This window comes from Haemophilus parainfluenzae T3T1, assembly GCF_000210895.1.
Lineage (GTDB): Bacteria > Pseudomonadota > Gammaproteobacteria > Enterobacterales > Pasteurellaceae > Haemophilus_D > Haemophilus_D parainfluenzae_A.
Window position 1 is genome coordinate 740,876 of sequence record NC_015964.1, and the last position, 17,236, is coordinate 758,111.

A 17,236-nucleotide genomic window follows, 5' to 3' on the forward strand; every position below is an offset into this window, starting at 1 on the left:
TCGTTTTGGTGTTTTTCCTTTATAATAGCCCGCGATTTTTACCTCAAACACAACTCAAAGGTACCCGTATGTTTCAAACTTTTCGTGGCTCACCCGCCCTTTCTGAATTCCGTATCCAAGGCTTAATGCAAAAATTCCAACAAAATCAATTACCGGTGAAATCGGTTTATGCGGAATATTTGCATTTTGTGGAATTAAATCGACCGCTTGTTAGCGAGCAGGAAGCAAAACTAAAAGCGTTGTTACATTACGGCCCAACTTTGGCAGAACACGATGCCAAAGGTGAAACCTTTATCGTGATTCCACGCGTTGGCACGATTTCTTCTTGGTCTTCTAAAGCGACGGATATTGCGCATAACTGTGGTTTAAGTGAAGTGGAGCGTATTGAGCGTGGTTTGGCGTATTATTTTGAGTTAAGCCAACCGCTTGATGAAAAAACAACAGAAAAATTGACCGCACTTTTACACGACCGAATGATGGAAACCGTGGTGCGTCATCCAGAAGATGCAGAGATTTTATTCCGTCATCAAGATCCGAAACCGTTCAAAACAGTAGATATTTTGAAAGGTGGACGTGAAGCCTTAGTGACAGCCAACGTAGAATTAGGCTTGGCACTGGCAGAAGATGAAATTGATTATTTGGTGGAAAATTTCACCCAATTAGGGCGCAATCCGCACGATATTGAACTTTATATGTTCGCGCAAGCCAACTCTGAGCACTGCCGTCATAAAATCTTTAATGCGGATTGGATTATCGACGGCAAAAAACAGGATAAATCCCTGTTTAAAATGATAAAAAATACCTTTGAGAAAACTCCTGATTTCGTGCTTTCAGCCTATAAAGATAATGCTGCGGTAATGGAAGGCTCAAAAGTTGGCCGTTTCTTTGCGGATCAAGATGGGCAATATCGCTATCACAATGAAGATGCCCATATCTTAATGAAAGTGGAAACCCATAACCACCCAACCGCAATTTCGCCATTCCCTGGCGCAGCAACCGGTTCGGGCGGTGAAATTCGTGATGAAGGTGCAACAGGTCGTGGTGCAAAACCTAAAGCAGGTTTAACCGGTTTCTCGGTATCAAACTTAGTCATTCCAAACTTTGAGCAACCTTGGGAAAACCCACTTTCCAAACCAAACCGTATTGCTTCAGCCTTAGATATTATGATTGAAGGCCCATTAGGTGGTGCAGCATTTAACAATGAGTTTGGTCGTCCTGCATTATTAGGTTATTTCCGTACCTATGAAGAGAAAGTTAATAGCTTCAATGGTGAAGAAGTGCGTGGTTATCATAAACCGATTATGTTAGCCGGTGGTATTGGTAATATTCGTGGCGAACACGTTCAAAAAGGCGAAATTCCAGTTGGCGCGAAATTGATCGTATTAGGTGGCCCTGCCATGAACATCGGCTTAGGCGGTGGTGCGGCTTCATCTATGGATAGCGGTAAATCAAAAGAAGATTTAGATTTTGCTTCTGTTCAACGTGAAAACCCAGAAATGGAACGTCGTTGCCAAGAAGTGATTGACCGCTGCTGGCAATTAGGCGCAGAAAACCCAATTCTCTTTATTCACGATGTGGGCGCAGGTGGTTTGTCTAACGCCATGCCTGAATTAGTACATGATGGCGAACGTGGTGGTAAATTTGATTTACGCTCCATCCTTTGCGATGAAAAAGGCATGTCGCCATTAGAAATTTGGTGTAACGAATCACAAGAACGTTATGTCTTAGCGGTTGCGCCAGAAAAACTCGAATTATTTACCGCACTTTGTGAACGTGAGCGCGCGCCATTTGCGGTCATCGGTGAGGCAACGGAAGAGAAACATTTAACCTTGCACGATAGCCATTTCGACAATAATCCAATTGATTTGCCAATGAATGTGTTATTAGGCAAAACCCCGAAAATGACGCGTGAGGTTTCGTCAAAAACTGTCGAAAATCGACCGCTTGCAACGGAAAATATTCAATTAAAAGAAGCTTTCCATCGTGTATTACGCTTACCGGTGGTGGCTGAAAAAACGTTCTTAATCTCCATTGGTGACCGTTCGGTAACCGGTATGGTGGCACGCGATCAAATGGTCGGTCCGTGGCAAATTCCGGTGTCTGATGTGGCTGTGACAACCGCTTCATTAGACAGCTATCACGGTGAAGCCATGGCAATGGGCGAACGCGCACCTGTAGCATTATTAGACTTTGGTGCTTCTGCACGTTTAGCGGTAGCTGAATCCATTACCAATATTGCAGGCACCAACATTGGCGATATTAAACGTATTAAACTTTCTGCAAACTGGATGTCTGCAGCCGGTCATGGTGGTGAAGATGCTGGCTTATATGAAGCCGTAAAAGCAGTCGGTGAAGAGCTTTGCCCTGCGTTAGGCATCACCATTCCAGTGGGGAAAGACTCGATGTCGATGAAAACCACTTGGGAAGAAAATGGCGAGAAAAAATCAGTAACAGCTCCGCTTTCTTTAGTGATTTCATCTTTTGCTCGCGTGGAAGATGTCCGCAAAACTGTGACACCTCAATTACGTACAGACAAAGGCGCAAGCCGTTTATTGTTGATTGATTTAGGCGAAAGAAAAAATCGCTTAGGCGCGACCGCACTTGCGCAAGTGTATAAACAATTAGGTGACAAACCAGCCGATGTGGTGAATGTTACCAAACTGAAAAACTTCTTTGATGCAATGCAAGCATTGGTGGCAGAGCGTAAATTATTGGCTTACCACGACCGTTCCGATGGTGGTTTAATTACCACCCTTGCAGAAATGGCATTTGCGGGGAACTGCGGTGTAGATGTGGATATCTCTGCATTAGGCGATAATGATTTAGCCGTGTTATTCAATGAAGAATTAGGCGCAGTGATTCAAGTATCAGAAAGTGAATTAAGCGCCGTGCGTGAGGTATTAAAAGCCCATGACTTGCTTGGTTTAACTTATGAACTCGGCTCTGTAAGCTCAGAAGATCGTTTTGAAATCACGCGTGGTAGCAAAAAACTATTAAACGAAAAACGCTCTGAATTACGCGGTATTTGGGCAGAGCTCACTCACCAAATGCAACGCTTACGTGATAACCCAGAATGTGCTGACCAAGAATTTGAAGCGAAAAAAGCAACAGACAATAAAGGTTTATCTGCTCACTTAACTTATGATGTGAATGAGGATATTGCTGCGCCTTATATCAGCAAAGGCGTGAAACCAAAAGTAGCCGTATTACGTGAACAAGGTGTAAACAGCCACGTTGAAATGGCAGCCGCTTTTGATCGAGCAGGCTTTGCGGCGATTGATGTTCACATGAGTGATTTAATGGCAGGCCGTTACAACTTAAACGACTTCAATGCGATGGTCGCCTGTGGTGGCTTCTCTTACGGTGACGTATTAGGCGCTGGTGGTGGCTGGGCGAAATCCATTTTATTTAACCCACAATTACGCGATCAATTTACCCAATTCTTCGCTAATGAAAACACCCTTTCATTAGGGGTATGTAACGGCTGTCAATTTATCTCCACCCTTGCGGAAATTATCCCAGGTGCAGAAAACTGGCCACGTTTCGTGCGTAATAAATCAGAACGCTTTGAAGCGCGTGCTGCGATGGTGAAAATCAACGACACCAACTCATTATGGTTTAAAGGCATGGCAGGTTCACATATGCCGATTGCCGTTTCTCACGGTGAAGGTCGCGTAGAATTCAAAACACCTGAGAATTTGACCGCACTTCAAGCCCAAAACTTGATTGTGGCGCAATATATCGACAGCCATTTGAATGTAACTGAAACTTATCCGGCTAACCCGAATGGTTCGGCATTAGGGATTACTGCAATCTCTAATGTGGATGGTCGTATTGCCGCGATGATGCCTCACCCTGAGCGTGTATTCCGTGCTGTGAGCAACTCATGGTATCCAGAAGATTGGTCTGAAGATGGTGCATGGATGAGAATTTTTAGAAATGCGAGAGTGAATTTCAAATAATGTGAGATTACTCACAGTAAATTAATACAGAATAAGAGATACTAAGAAATTGGTATCTCTTTTTTATTACATAAATTTTAGTAATAAAAAATGCCAACAATATTAGAGAGTAATATTGTTAATAATTTATATAAATATTTTATATGAAAATTCTTGGGCATTATGCCCGTTATATCCATTGAACTATATAAGGAGTTCTTAATGAGTAGTTTAGTTACATTGCTAGCTAATATTGTTGCGCCATTGCAACGCCAATTTATTAACTTTATCCGTATTGCGATTTGTGTTGTGATGGTTTGGATTGGAGGTTTAAAAGTTTGCCAATATGAGGCAGATGGTATTGCACACTTTGTGTCAAATAGTCCTTTCTTAAGCTTCCTTTACAAAAACGGTGCGAATGAAGTGACAAATGATAAGGGTGTTTTAGTGAAAGAATACACCTTATATAAAAACCCTGAAGGCAAAATGGTTGCAAAAAATATCGAATGGCATAAAGCCAACGGCACCTACACAGCTTCTTATATTATTGGTGCAATCATTGTGACAATTGGTATTTTAGTATTAGCGGGGATTTGGTCTCCAACATTAGGTTTATTCGGAGGCTTACTCACCTTTGGTATGTCGATAGTCACGTTGTCGTTCCTGATATTTACGCCAGAAACCTGGGTACCGAATTTAGGTGGGGACTTCCCAACACCTAATTATGGCTTCCCATATCTCTCAGGTGCTGGCCGACTCGTGATTAAAGATATTATTATGATGGCAGGTGGCTTAGTTGCTGCAGCAGAATGTGCGAAACGTTATTTAGAGAATAAAAAACAGTTTGCTTAATTATTTTATTTAAAAGGCTTGCTGGGATAAATGGCAAGTCTTTTTGTTATTAAGATATAAAAGCTTAATAATAAAAAACCGAATAGAAATAGTCGGTTTTTTTATTAACATTGAATTTTATTCAAATTGAATTGAACCGTCAGCACTGGCCTTAATGATTTGTTTGCCAGGGATGAGAATCATCGGCTCAGATCTTTTAGCTTCTGAACTTGGTGCAATTTTAGATAATGCTCGTTCTCCTGCAAAGTAGTAACCGTCGGAAAAGTTTGCTCTATCGCTTGGCGTATTTAATCGAACATTTTGTAGCGTGTATTTTTTAGCATTTAACCCTTTTTGAATAATTTCAGCTTTGTGTTGGAATTGCTGGATGATTTCTAGGGTCATTTCATCTTCCAATGAAGCCAATTTTTCTTTAGACACGCTAAATGAAACATCTTCAATAGTTATATTATCCTCTAGACCTTCTAATACTTTTGCCATTGATTCTAAATCTTTACTTTTTAGCACCAATTCCCCTTCAGCAATCCAGTGTTCAATCAGGCGTTTGCCATTTTTCTGCGTATAATAATTAGGGTAAGTACGAATACCATCGCTACGGACTTCAATAGATGGATATTGTTTGATTAAATCCATCACTTTATTGAGTTTTCCGTTCACTTCAGATTTTAATTCTTTAACCGATTTACCTTCTTTGCTACTAGATAGGATGGCTTTCATTAAATCTTGTTCTATTTCACGTGTCACATCAGTACTGAAATGGAACTCGGTTTTGTTGGTATCATTTTGGGCTTGTTCTTCTGCTTGAACCATAAATGGTGTTGCAATAGTTAATGGTAGTAAGGCCCAGTATTTTTTTAGATTTAGTTTCATAAAGTTTCCTTTTTATTTTATAAAATCAATTTGTTAGAGTTATCTATTATATAAAAGTTCCGGATTTAAAAAAGCGGTCAAAAATCACAACAAATTTTGACCGCTCTTTTTATTAGTTTTACTTACGTATTATTTTTGTTTTTTCAAAAATTCAACGCCAGTGTCTGGGAAGTCGGTGAATACACCCGTTGCACCAGATTTATTCAATAATGCATCGTACATTTGATTTACGTCAGTGAAGAATTCAGGTAACGCATCTTTACGCACGGTGTATGGGTGTAATTCCACTTTGTATTGTGCGAGTTCTTTCACTAATGGAGTGTACACGATGTTGCCTGGTTTAGATTTTTCTTTATCCACTAACATGTACCAGCCTGGGCCAACACCATCAGCATATTTCACCACTTCTGCCATTGCACCTGGTTTGAACATCCAATCGTAATCGTAATTCACCCATTTGCCTTTCGCATCTTTTTCTTCAGTTTCATGCCAGTCGGTGTATGCCACTAATTGAACAAGTTTTAAATCCATGCCCATTTTTGGTAGCAATTCGTTTTTGATACGTTTTAACTCATTGAAGTCGAAGGTTTGTAAGTAAACCATGTCTGATTTCTTGTCGTAACCGTATTTTTTCAACACTTTAAGGGTTTCAACTGCAATGTCTTTGCCATTTTGGTGGTGGAACCAAGGTGCTTTGATTTCAGGGTAGATACCCACTTTTTTACCGGTAGATTTTTCTAAACCTTGGATGAATTCTAACTCATCTTCAAAAGTATGGATTTTGAAGTGTGATTTCCAAAGTGGGAAACGACCTGGATATACTGCAACTTGTTTACCATCTTTGGTTTCAAAGTTTTCAGTCATATTTAAACTTTGAATTTCTTTTAAGGTGAAGTCGATTACATAATAACGACCATCTTTACGATGACGATTTGGGAATTTTTGTGCGACGTCAGTTAAACCATCTAAGAAGTGGTCATGGATAACCACTAAACGGCCGTCTTTTGTCATCGCTAAGTCTTGTTCTAAGTAGTCTGCGTGTTGTGCAAATGCAAGCGCTTTAGACTCAAGTGTATGCTCTGGTAAGTAACCACTTGCACCGCGGTGAGCAATGATAATTTTGTCTGATTTCATAGTGTCCACAGAAGAGTGTGCGCTACATCCTGAAAGTACGCCTGCAGCTAATAAAGAAAGCGCTAGAGTTTTGAGTTTCATTGTGTGTTCTCCTTGATTTACTTATTACATCTTGGTTTCATGTCGTAAAAATAGATTTCACTAATTTCACGGTCATATCCTGGATAAAATCCTTTTGGCATCCCTAACACAATTTGTTTGCCTCGGTTTGCATGGACAAGTAGTTGTTTCGTTTTCGGATTCACATTCAAGCCTTCGACTTCGCCGACATCTCGAATGTCATTCAATGTTTTTTCTAAAACAACGGGAGCTTCATTATTTTTATCTGAAATTTCTACACGATAAATATGATCGGGTTCTTTTTCATCTGCCGTACCATCATCAGATGTGACGTAGAGATCACCGTTGTAGGCATAAACCCCTTGAATCCATTGTGGAACAGGTTGTAAATGCACTTTACGTTTATATTTACCGGTTGAAAGATCATATTCATATAAATAACGGCCGCTTTCTTCACCTACCCAAGATGCCATCCAAACGGAATTATGAACGGTATCTACGGTGATGCCAGAAACTTCGACTTGACCTGACTCAGGATTAAAATCAACTGATCTTTTTAATGCGAGGGTTTCGGGATCGTGAATCGCAATTTGAATATTTTTACCTACGCCGGCATCAAACCATTCAGAGGAAACATAAAGTTCATTGTTGTAGATATCAATGTCGCCAATGTGATTGGCTTCTTTTTGATAGCCGACAAAAGGATCTTTATTTTCTTTAATCAGTTTTCCATCCATATCGTATTTGGCGAGCGTTTTACTGCCCGATACATATAAATATTTGCCATCAGTGGTAATCCCTTGACGTCCGTTGACTTCGAGTACTTTGTCTAATTTATAAGTATAAGCGGGGAGGGCTGAACGATAGGGCGCTTCACAAGTTTGATTTGCGAATGCTGCATTTGCCATAATTGCCGCGCCTAACATAATGGTTAATTTATTCAATTTCATCACATTATCTCCTTTTAAAGTGCGGTTAAAAATTCAGTTGTTTTTTGTAATAAAAAAGGCGGCAAGCCTTCGCCTGTCGCCTTTAATTTATAGATTATTTACCGTAGGTATCGCCTAATTTAGCTTTATGTTTGCCTTCTTCAACCATTACGATGAAGAGTAATAACACCGCTAAGATACCACCGCCGATCATGACGTAGAAACCGCCGTCCCAGCCGTAGTGTTGAGCTGCCCAACCGATAACAGCTGAAGCTGACACAGTACCACCTAAGTAACCGAATAAACCGGTGAAACCTGCTGCTGTACCTGCTGCTTTTTTCGGTGCAAGCTCAAGAGCGTGTAAGCCGATTAACATTACAGGACCGTAGATTAAGAAACCGATTAAGGTCATTAAGATGAAGTCAGTTAATTGATATGGGTTTTCATACCAAGCTGCATAGTTTGCAAGCTCTGCTTCAGGTGTAGCTGGGTTCATCCAGTATGCTACAACTGCTGCGGTAGTTAAGATCATGAAGATGAAACCGGTTAAACCACGTTTACCTTTGAAGACTTTATCTGATACCCAACCACATAATAATGTACCTGGAACTGCTGCTAATTCATAGATTGTGTAAGCCCATGCGGTACCTTTGATGTTGAAGTGTTTTACTTCACTTAAGTAAACCGGAGACCATTTCAATACGCCGTAGCGGATTAAGTATACGAATACGTTAGCAATCGCGATGTACCATAACAATTTGTTTTTCAATACATAAGTGACGAAGATTTCTTTTGTACTTAAATCGTTTTCGTAAGTTTTTTCGTTATAGTCATCTGGGTAGTCATTACGCCATTTTTCGATTGATGGTAAACCACAAGATTGTGGAGTATCACGCATCACGAAGTAAACTGGAATTGCACAGAGCATTGCCGCAATACCCGGATAGTAGAGGGATTGTTGCCAAATATCTTTTGCTTGCGCTTCGACACCATGAGTGCTGAAGAAGACGGCACTTGCTAATAGCACCATTGCACCCGGCATCATACCACCGATGTTGTGCGCGGTATTCCAGATAGATACGATAGTACCGCGTTCTGATTTAGACCACCAGTGTACCATTGTACGACCACATGGAGGCCATCCCATACCTTGGAACCAACCATTTAAGAAGATCATTACCCACATGATGGCAACGCCAGAGGTTGCCCATGGGAATAAACCCATCATGGTCATACAAAGACCAGAAAGCAATAAACCAAATGGTAAGAATACGCGAGGGTTCGAACGGTCAGACATACCTGCCATGACGAACTTAGATAAACCGTAGGCAAGACCAGCCGCTGAGCCGATAACACCTAGTTGCGCTTTTGTGTACAAGCCCTGTTGAATTAAACCGGGTTGTGCTAAGTCAAAGTTTGCACGTACAAAATAGTAAGCGGCATAACCAAAGAAGATCCCTGCAAACACTTGCCAACGTAAGCGTTTATACGTGGAATCAATTTTCTCCGCAGGAAGTTCCGCAATATGCGGTGCGGGTTTAAATGGTCCAAACATAATTTTTCTCCAAAATCATTTTAATTATGAGTCCACCCCGATAATGGGGATAGCGTGCATGATAAAATAAAAATAGAAATTAAAAAGAGAAATAATTCAAAAATGTGATGTATTTCACAAAAAAAAATTTAACAAATGAGCGAATACGAAAATTATGTGATCTACTTCACAAAATAGCTTTCTTTTTCGCTCAAAATGTTGTGAATTTAACCGCTCTCCCATACAATAGCCATGGAATTTGTAACAGTTTTTACGTTTCTTTTTATTAATATTTTGGCTTTGGGGGTAACAATGGGATTATCGCCTAATATGTATCGTGATGTGGGTGATTTTTCACCTATTTCGACGGATGTGATTATCATTGGTGGCGGTGCGACAGGTGCGGGGATTGCTCGTGACTGTGCATTGCGTGGAATTAACTGTATTTTATTAGAGCGTCGTGATATTGCGACAGGCGCAACAGGTCGTAACCACGGTTTGTTACATAGTGGTGCGCGTTATGCCGTAAACGATCAGGAATCCGCAGAAGAATGTATTAAAGAAAATAAAATTCTGCGCAATATCGCTCGTCACTGTGTGGATGAAACAGAAGGTTTATTTATTACCTTACCTGAAGATTCCCTTGATTATCAAAAAACCTTCATCGAAAGTTGTACCAAATCCGGTATTGAAGCTGTCGCCATTGATCCTAAACTTGCCCAAATTATGGAGCCATCAGTAAACCCAGATTTAGTGGGTGCCGTTGTTGTACCAGATGGTTCAATCGACCCTTTCCGTTTAACGGCTTCTAACGTGATGGATGCCACCGAAAATGGCGCGAAAATGTTCACTTATTGCGAAGTGAAAAGCTTAATTTGCGAAGGTGGCAAAGTAATCGGTGTGGATGTCTACGATCACAAAAATCGCGTAAATCGCAAATTCTTTGCACCATTAGTCGTCAATGCAGGTGGTATTTGGGGACAAGGCATCGCAGAATATGCCGATCTCAAAATCAAAATGTTCCCAGCAAAAGGCGCATTACTTGTTATGGGGCACCGTATCAACAAAATGGTGATTAACCGTTGCCGTAAACCTGCGGATGCGGACATTCTTGTGCCAGGGGATACCATTTGTGTTATCGGTACAACCTCTAGCCGTATTCCTTACGATCAAATTGATAACATGGAAGTCACTCCTGAAGAAGTGGATATTCTGTTCCGTGAAGGGGAAAAACTTGCGCCAAGCTTGCGTCATACTCGTGTATTACGTGCTTATGCCGGTGTGCGTCCGTTAGTCGCGTCAGATGACGATCCATCAGGTCGTAACGTAAGTCGCGGTATCGTGTTACTTGACCACGCAGAGCGTGATGGCTTAGATGGCTTTATCACGATCACTGGCGGTAAATTAATGACTTATCGCTTAATGGCTGAATGGGCAACGGATCTGGTTTGTAAAAAACTCAACAAAACAGCACGTTGTACGACTGCTGAGCGTCCATTGCCGGGTTCAACCGAAAGCCGCGCAGAAACCAATCAGAAAGTGATTTCACTTCCAAGTACAATTCGTTATTCAGCCGTGTATCGTCATGGTTCTCGCGCCACTCGTTTATTAGATAAAGAACGTCTCGATCGTTCAATGGTGTGCGAATGTGAAGCCGTGACAGCGGGTGAAGTCCGTTATGCCGTTGATGAATTAAATGTGAATAACTTAGTGGATTTACGTCGCCGTACTCGTGTGGGTATGGGGACTTGCCAAGCTGAGCTTTGCGCATGTCGTGCAGCGGGTTTAATGAACCGTTTTGAAGTGGCAACACCTCGTCAATCTACCACTCAATTAACCGCTTTCATGGAAGAGCGTTGGCGCGGTATTGAGCCTATTGCATGGGGTGAGGCGATTCGTGAAGCGGAATTTACTTCATGGATGTATGGCAGTGTGTTGGGTTTAAATGACGTTCAACCGCTTGAAACTGACAAACAGCAAGGGACGGATAACAATGAATTTTGATGTAGTGATTATTGGTGGCGGCCTTGCAGGTTTAACTTGCGGCGTCGCCCTACAAGAACAAGGCAAACGTTGTGTCATTATCAATAACGGCCAAGCAGCGATTGATTTTGCATCCGGCTCATTAGATTTATTAAGCCGTTTACCAAATGGTGCGTTTGTTAAAAATATTCCTGAAAATTTGACCGCACTTTCCGCTCAATTACCACAACACCCTTATAGCATTATGGGTGCTGAACGTGTATTAGCGAAAGCGCAAGATTTCGAGAAATTAGCGGAATCGTTAAATTTAGATTTAATTGGTTCAACCGTAGAAAATCATCTTCGTGTAACGGGTTTAGGTAGCTTACGCGGTGCATGGCTTTCACCAAATAGTGTGCCAACCGTGCAAGGCGAAACCCCATTCCCTTATAAAAAAATTGCGGTTTTAGGCATTGAAGGCTATCACGATTTCCAACCAGAATTATTGGCAGATAACCTCACACTCAATCCACAATTTGCACATTGTGAAGTGAAAACCGGCTTTTTAAATATCCCTGAATTAGATCAGTTACGTGCAAACTCTCGTGAGTTCCGCAGTGTAAACATTGCTCAAGTTTTAGAATATAAACTGAAATTTGATGATCTTGTAGCTGAAATGAAAGAAGCGGCGAAAGGTAATGAAGCCATTTTCTTGCCAGCATGTTTCGGCTTAGAAAATCAAGAGTTTATGGAATCACTTCGCAAAGCAACTGGCTTACCATTATTTGAATTGCCAACTTTACCGCCTTCTTTATTAGGTATGCGTCAACGTATTCAATTACGTCATCGTTTTGAGAAATTAGGCGGACTCATGCTGAATGGTGATAGCGCATTAAAAGCACATTTTCATGGCAACAAAGTTCGTGCTATTCAAACGCGTTTGCACGAAGAGGAAGAAATCACAGCAGAACATTTTGTCTTAGCTTCTGGCAGTTTCTTCAGTAAAGGTTTAGTTTCTGAATTCGATAAAATCTACGAACCCGTATTCCATTCTGACATCATCGGTGTGGAAGGTTTTAACGATACGGATCGCTTTACTTGGACTGATCACCGTTTCTCAAATCCACAACCGTACCAATCTGCGGGCGTGGCGATTAATGCGCAATGCCAAGTACAAAAGAGCGGTCAATTTTTAACGAATTTATATGCGGTGGGTAATGTGATTGGTGGTTTCAATGCCCTAGAGCTTGGTTGTGGTTCTGGCGTAGCAGTGGTAACAGCGCTTGCTGTTGCTGATGAAATTCTTCACAACACACATTAAGGAGGCGTTATGAACATTCAACAATTAATTGATAATGCAAAACAATCCCTTAATGCGCCACAACATCATCATGCATTTGATGAAAGCTTTGAGAGCTGCATTAAATGTACGGCGTGTACTGCAGTATGTCCGGTTTCGCGTCAAAATCCAAACTATCCAGGTCCAAAACAATCAGGCCCGGATGGTGAGCGTTTGCGCTTAAAATCAGCCGAACTTTATGATGAAGCATTGAAATACTGTACTAACTGTAAACGTTGTGAAATTGCGTGTCCGTCTGATGTGAAAATTGGTGACATTATCGTTCGTGCAAGAAATAAATACCTTGCTCAACAACACAAACCAGCCGTGCAAAAATTACGTGATGCGATTTTAAGTAACACCGATATTATGGGGTCACTTAATACACCACTTGCGCCGATTGTTAATACCATCACAGGTTTGAAAACAACAAAATTTGTGTTGGAAAAAGCGTTAAAAATCAGCCGTCATCGTACATTACCAAAATATTCCTTTGGTACGTTCCGCAGCTGGTATATGAAGAAAATGGTGGAAAGCCAACAAAAATTCGAACGCAAAGTGGCGTATTATCACGGTTGTTATGTGAACTACAATAATCCACAATTGGGTAAAGAATTTATTCAAGTATTCAATGCCATGGATATTGGCGTGGTGTTATTGGAAAAAGAAAAATGCTGTGGCTTGCCATTAAGCGTGAACCAATTCCCAGAACGAGCGAAGAAAATCGCACAATTTAACACCGATTACATCAGCAAAATGGTGGATGAAAATGGCTTAGATGTGATCAGTGAAGCATCAAGTTGTTCTCTAAATTTACGTGATGAATATCATCATATTTTAGGTATCGACAATGCGAAGGTTCGTCCACATATTCACATGGTGACACCATTCTTATATCAACTCTTTAAAGAAGGTAAAACCTTACCGCTTAAACCATTGAAATTGCGTGTGGCTTATCACACCGCATGTCACGTGGATAAAGCGGGTTGGGCGCCATACACCTTGGAAGTGTTAAAACAAATTCCAGGTTTAGAAGTGGTGATGTTACCATCACAATGTTGTGGTATTGCAGGGACATACGGTTTCAAAGAAGAAAATTACGAGGTTTCCCAATCTATCGGTAAAAACTTATTCGATAACATCAATGCAGGCGGATTTGATTACGTGATCTCTGAATGCCAAACTTGTAAATGGCAGATCGATATGTCATCTAACGTGACTTGTATCCATCCATTGACGTTATTATGTATGTCGATGAATCAAGCTTAGTGGAAAGAGCGGAAACTGATAAAAAAGTGACCGCTCTTTTTGTTATTCAATCCAATATGGAGAATTAATTATGCAAAAAATCTTCAAGGTTTCCTTGTCTTGTAATTGAAACGGTAGCGGCATTAGATAAACCGTTAGATCAGTTACAAAAAATCACGGAGAAAGACTTGCTGGGTATCTATCGTGACAGCTTAAAAACCATGGGATTGCCAATGTTTAACAGCGGGCCATTGCAAGATTAATTAATCTTTCCAAAAACAAAAGTGCGGTGAATTTTCACCGCACTTTTTTATTTTCTCGTTCGATTAAAGAATATGTTGATATTGTTCTAACATTTCTTTTGGCCATACGCTTGATTGCACTTCACCAATGTGTTTTTTGTGAAGTAAAAGCATTGCCATACGTGATTGACCGATACCACCACCGATGGTGAGAGGTAATTTTCCGTTTAATAAATCTTGGTGCCAATCCATTTTTAAGCGATCTTCATCACCGGTTAAACCAACTTGTAAACGTAATGCAGATTCATCTACACGAATACCCATTGAAGAAAGCTCAAACGCTTTACCTAACTCAGAGTTCCACACCAAAATATCGCCGTTTAAACCTTTGTAGCCGTTTTCTGATTCAGTTGTCCAGTCATCGTAGTCTGGTGCACGACCATCATGTGGTTTGCCGTCTGATAATTTGCCACCAATACCGACTAAGAACACTGCACCATATTCTTTACAAATGGCGTTTTCGCGCTCTTTGCTTGAAAGATCTGGGTATCGTTTAACTAAATCTTCACTATGTACGAAAGTGATTTCTTTTGGCAAGCTTGATGGGATATCAAAGCGCGCTTCTACGGCTAATTCAGTTAAACGGATTGCACGATAAATAGAACGTACCGTTTCTTTTAAATAAGCATAGTTACGATGACCTTCAGGAATCACTTTTTCCCAGTCCCATTGATCCACATAAACAGAGTGAGTTTGATCCAATGAATCTTCGTCTGGACGTAATGCTTTCATGTGAACAAATAAGCCTTCCCCTTCTTTGAAGTGGAAACGTGCGAGAGTATGACGTTTCCATTTAGCCAATGAGTGAACCACTTCATAAACCGCATTAGGGATACATTTCACGTTTACTTGAACTGCTTTCTCAATACCTGATAAGTTATCTTGCATACCATTGCCAACCTCACTAAGGATTGGACCTTGCACTTCGATGATGCCAAGTTGCTCAATTAAGTTTTGAGTAAAGGTGTTCTTCACAAAGCTAATTTCTTGTTGTTGTAAAATAAACGTCTTTTTCATATTTATCCTTCTTTTTATAATAACTGGTAAGATTTGTTGTGCATTATTCAATAAAATCGCAATTTGTTTCAAGTAATTTCTTTACATTGTTTTAAATATTGAATATTATCAAAAATAAAGAAGATATTTTAAAAAAGATCTAACAGGGGGCTATATGCACAATATCGATACGCTCGATCGACAAATTCTCCGAGTGCTGACTAAAGATGCGCGTACACCTTATGCCGAAATGGCGAAAAGCTTTGGCGTGAGCCCCGGTACGATTCATGTTCGTGTAGAGAAAATGCGTCAGTCTGGTCTGATTGAAGGCACAAAAGCGATTATTGATGAGCGTAAACTGGGTTATGATGTTTGCTGCTTTATTGGCATTATTTTGAAAAGCGCAAAAGATTACGAAAAAGTGATTAAAAAGCTAGAGACCTTTGATGAAGTGGTGGAAGCCTATTACACCACGGGAAATTATTCTATTTTTATCAAAGTGATGACACACACCATTGCTGAATTACATTCCGTGTTGGCGACTAAGATCCAGTTAATTGATGAGATTCAATCAACGGAAACCTTGATTTCCATGCAAAATCCTATTTTACGAGACATTAAACCTTAAATGTCATCGAAACAATAAAGGCGTGTTTGATACACGCCTTTGCTTTTTTTGATTAACGATAACGATCGAGGAATTTGTAATAGAGTACGCCGATCTTGGTGGCTAAGTTTTTGAGGGATTTTCCACCGTAAAACGAAGGCACTTTCAATCCTTCAAAAATTCTCAAACGTTCGTCATTGCCTAAAATTGCTTCTGCAATAATGCGTCCAGCAAGTCCAGTGAGTGCGACACCGTGTCCAGAATAGCCTTGAGCAAAATAAATGTGCGGTGAGATACGCCCGAAATGTGGGGTAGCGTTCATTGTCATATCAATCGGTCCAGCCCAGCCATAGTCAATTTTGACGTTTTCCAATTGAGGGAAAACATGCAACATATTACCGCGCATAATTTGCACCATATCTTTTTCAGAACTCGAGTCACTGCCGAATAATAGACGGTTATCTGCACTTAAACGATAGTAATCGAGCAAAATATTGTTATCGCAAACAGACATGCCATTGTTGATCACGGAGTCAGCCGTGGCTTGATCTAAAGGTTCGGTCGCAATAATAAAACTTTCTACTGGCAAAATTTTACGATTAATGCCGCGATGAATGGATTTTGGTAGCGCATCAATATAAGCGTTGGTGGCTAAAATAACATCTTGAGAAATGACCGCACTTTTATCGGTTTTGACTTCAATACAACCTGATTTTTCCACTAAATCCACAACGGGCGATTGTTCGTAAATCTGTACGCCTAAATCCAAACAGGCTTTTGCTAAACCTAAGCAATAATTTAATGGGTGTAGGTGGCCAGAATTGCTATCGTATAACCCGCCTACATAAATATCACTGCCTAGATGTTGTTTCAGTTTGGCTTTATCCCAAAGTTGCATTTTGTCATAGCCAAAAGTTGCGTGGCTGGCTTTTTCCATTTCAATGAGATCGTCCATACGACGTTCATTTAAAGCCAATGTGGCATAGCCTTTTTTCCAATCACATTGAATACCATATTTAGCAATGCGTTCATCAATAATATCAATGGCTTCTAGCGACATATCCCAAAGTTTTTTCGCTTTATCAAAGCCCATTTGAGCAATATATTCATCAATGCCTTCTTCAAAACCATTGATAGCTTGACCGCCACTTCTGCCAGAAGCGCCAAATCCCACTCTTGCACCTTCTAACACAATGACTTTCTTGCCTTTTTCTGCTAATTCAAGGGCGGCAGATAAACCGAAGAAACCCGCACCAATAACACAAACATCCGCTTCTTCTTGCTGAGTGAGAGGCGGCAATTCGAAGGTTTGGTTTCGACTGTCGAAATAATAAGATTTGATATGTTCTTGATGAGCGAATTCGAGCATGATTGATGCCTAATTTATTAACATAAAATTGAAATTGAGGGAATCTTACCCTGATGGGAAAATATGTCAAACCTTTTGCTAAAAAGGTGCTAT

General features: G+C 40.5%; 12 protein-coding genes and 1 pseudogene. 7 read left to right on the plus strand and 6 right to left on the minus strand.

Annotated elements, in window-relative coordinates:
- Positions 1-68: 68 nt before the first annotated feature.
- Together purL and PARA_RS03820 are read left to right on the plus strand one after the other, a co-directional pair.
- On the plus strand, positions 69-3,962 hold the full coding sequence (gene purL, locus PARA_RS03815; protein WP_014064613.1) for a phosphoribosylformylglycinamidine synthase: 3,894 nt from the start codon (positions 69-71) through the stop codon (positions 3,960-3,962).
- Positions 3,963-4,163: 201 nt separating this feature from the next.
- Entirely contained in the window at positions 4,164-4,793 is a 630-nt protein-coding gene (locus tag PARA_RS03820) for a YkgB family protein (RefSeq protein ID WP_005646193.1), read from the plus strand.
- Between the two features lie 117 nt (positions 4,794-4,910).
- Here PARA_RS03820 and PARA_RS03825 read toward each other — a convergent pair whose 3' ends face one another.
- From PARA_RS03825 to glpT, 4 genes are all read right to left on the minus strand, one after another.
- Positions 4,911-5,663, minus strand: a complete 753-nt coding sequence (locus PARA_RS03825) for an SIMPL domain-containing protein (protein ID WP_014064614.1) — start codon at positions 5,661-5,663, stop codon at positions 4,911-4,913.
- Between the two features lie 129 nt (positions 5,664-5,792).
- Positions 5,793-6,878, minus strand: a complete 1,086-nt coding sequence (gene glpQ, locus PARA_RS03830; protein ID WP_014064615.1) for a glycerophosphodiester phosphodiesterase — start codon at positions 6,876-6,878, stop codon at positions 5,793-5,795.
- A 17-nt stretch (positions 6,879-6,895) separates the two neighbouring features.
- The gene (locus PARA_RS03835; RefSeq protein WP_014064616.1) at positions 6,896-7,807 is read right to left on the minus strand and encodes a YncE family protein; all 912 of its coding nucleotides are present in this window, start codon (positions 7,805-7,807) and stop codon (positions 6,896-6,898) included.
- 94 nt (positions 7,808-7,901) lie between these two features.
- On the minus strand, positions 7,902-9,341 hold the full coding sequence (gene glpT / locus PARA_RS03840) for a glycerol-3-phosphate transporter (protein WP_014064617.1): 1,440 nt from the start codon (positions 9,339-9,341) through the stop codon (positions 7,902-7,904).
- A 291-nt stretch (positions 9,342-9,632) separates the two neighbouring features.
- Between glpT and glpA the strand changes: the two genes are divergently transcribed.
- The 4 genes and pseudogenes from glpA to PARA_RS10285 form a co-directional block, all read left to right on the plus strand.
- A complete protein-coding gene (glpA, locus tag PARA_RS03845) occupies positions 9,633-11,324 on the plus strand; it encodes an anaerobic glycerol-3-phosphate dehydrogenase subunit A (protein WP_041918217.1) in 1,692 nt (563 codons plus the stop codon).
- Positions 11,314-12,603, plus strand: coding sequence for a glycerol-3-phosphate dehydrogenase subunit GlpB (glpB, locus tag PARA_RS03850; protein WP_014064619.1), 1,290 nt, complete (start codon positions 11,314-11,316; stop codon positions 12,601-12,603). The genes glpA and glpB overlap by 11 nt, the downstream gene beginning before the upstream one ends.
- A gap of 9 nt (positions 12,604-12,612) precedes the next feature.
- Positions 12,613-13,890 (plus strand): anaerobic glycerol-3-phosphate dehydrogenase subunit GlpC, encoded by a 1,278-nt coding sequence (glpC, locus tag PARA_RS03855; RefSeq protein WP_014064620.1) that lies wholly within the window; start codon positions 12,613-12,615, stop codon positions 13,888-13,890.
- A gap of 104 nt (positions 13,891-13,994) precedes the next feature.
- Positions 13,995-14,132, plus strand: a pseudogene (locus tag PARA_RS10285) (transporter); the annotation flags it as partial.
- Between the two features lie 63 nt (positions 14,133-14,195).
- Here the strand turns inward: PARA_RS10285 and asnA are convergent.
- Positions 14,196-15,188: an aspartate--ammonia ligase gene (gene asnA / locus PARA_RS03860; protein ID WP_014064621.1), complete on the minus strand. Its 993-nt coding sequence runs from the start codon at positions 15,186-15,188 to the stop codon at positions 14,196-14,198.
- 154 nt (positions 15,189-15,342) lie between these two features.
- Here asnA and asnC point away from each other — a divergent pair, with 154 nt between their 5' ends.
- The gene (gene asnC / locus PARA_RS03865; RefSeq protein WP_014064622.1) at positions 15,343-15,795 is read left to right on the plus strand and encodes a transcriptional regulator AsnC; all 453 of its coding nucleotides are present in this window, start codon (positions 15,343-15,345) and stop codon (positions 15,793-15,795) included.
- A gap of 52 nt (positions 15,796-15,847) precedes the next feature.
- On the opposite strand, the gene PARA_RS03870 is transcribed toward asnC, so the two are convergent.
- The gene (locus PARA_RS03870; protein WP_014064623.1) at positions 15,848-17,143 is read right to left on the minus strand and encodes an NAD(P)/FAD-dependent oxidoreductase; all 1,296 of its coding nucleotides are present in this window, start codon (positions 17,141-17,143) and stop codon (positions 15,848-15,850) included.
- Positions 17,144-17,236: the final 93 nt, after the last annotated feature.

Bases quoted from the DNA above. Each gene is read 5' to 3' on its own strand.
- purL (WP_014064613.1), top strand. From the start codon at position 69: ATGTTTCAAACTTTTCGTGGCTCACCCGCCCTTTCTGAATTCCGTATC.
- PARA_RS03820 (WP_005646193.1), top strand. From the start codon at position 4,164: ATGAGTAGTTTAGTTACATTGCTAGCTAATATTGTTGCGCCATTGCAA.
- PARA_RS03825 (WP_014064614.1), bottom strand. From the start codon at position 5,663: ATGAAACTAAATCTAAAAAAATACTGGGCCTTACTACCATTAACTATT.
- glpQ (WP_014064615.1), bottom strand. From the start codon at position 6,878: ATGAAACTCAAAACTCTAGCGCTTTCTTTATTAGCTGCAGGCGTACTT.
- PARA_RS03835 (WP_014064616.1), bottom strand. From the start codon at position 7,807: ATGAAATTGAATAAATTAACCATTATGTTAGGCGCGGCAATTATGGCA.
- glpT (WP_014064617.1), bottom strand. From the start codon at position 9,341: ATGTTTGGACCATTTAAACCCGCACCGCATATTGCGGAACTTCCTGCG.
- glpA (WP_041918217.1), top strand. From the start codon at position 9,633: ATGGGATTATCGCCTAATATGTATCGTGATGTGGGTGATTTTTCACCT.
- glpB (WP_014064619.1), top strand. From the start codon at position 11,314: ATGAATTTTGATGTAGTGATTATTGGTGGCGGCCTTGCAGGTTTAACT.
- glpC (WP_014064620.1), top strand. From the start codon at position 12,613: ATGAACATTCAACAATTAATTGATAATGCAAAACAATCCCTTAATGCG.
- asnA (WP_014064621.1), bottom strand. From the start codon at position 15,188: ATGAAAAAGACGTTTATTTTACAACAACAAGAAATTAGCTTTGTGAAG.
- asnC (WP_014064622.1), top strand. From the start codon at position 15,343: ATGCACAATATCGATACGCTCGATCGACAAATTCTCCGAGTGCTGACT.
- PARA_RS03870 (WP_014064623.1), bottom strand. From the start codon at position 17,143: ATGCTCGAATTCGCTCATCAAGAACATATCAAATCTTATTATTTCGAC.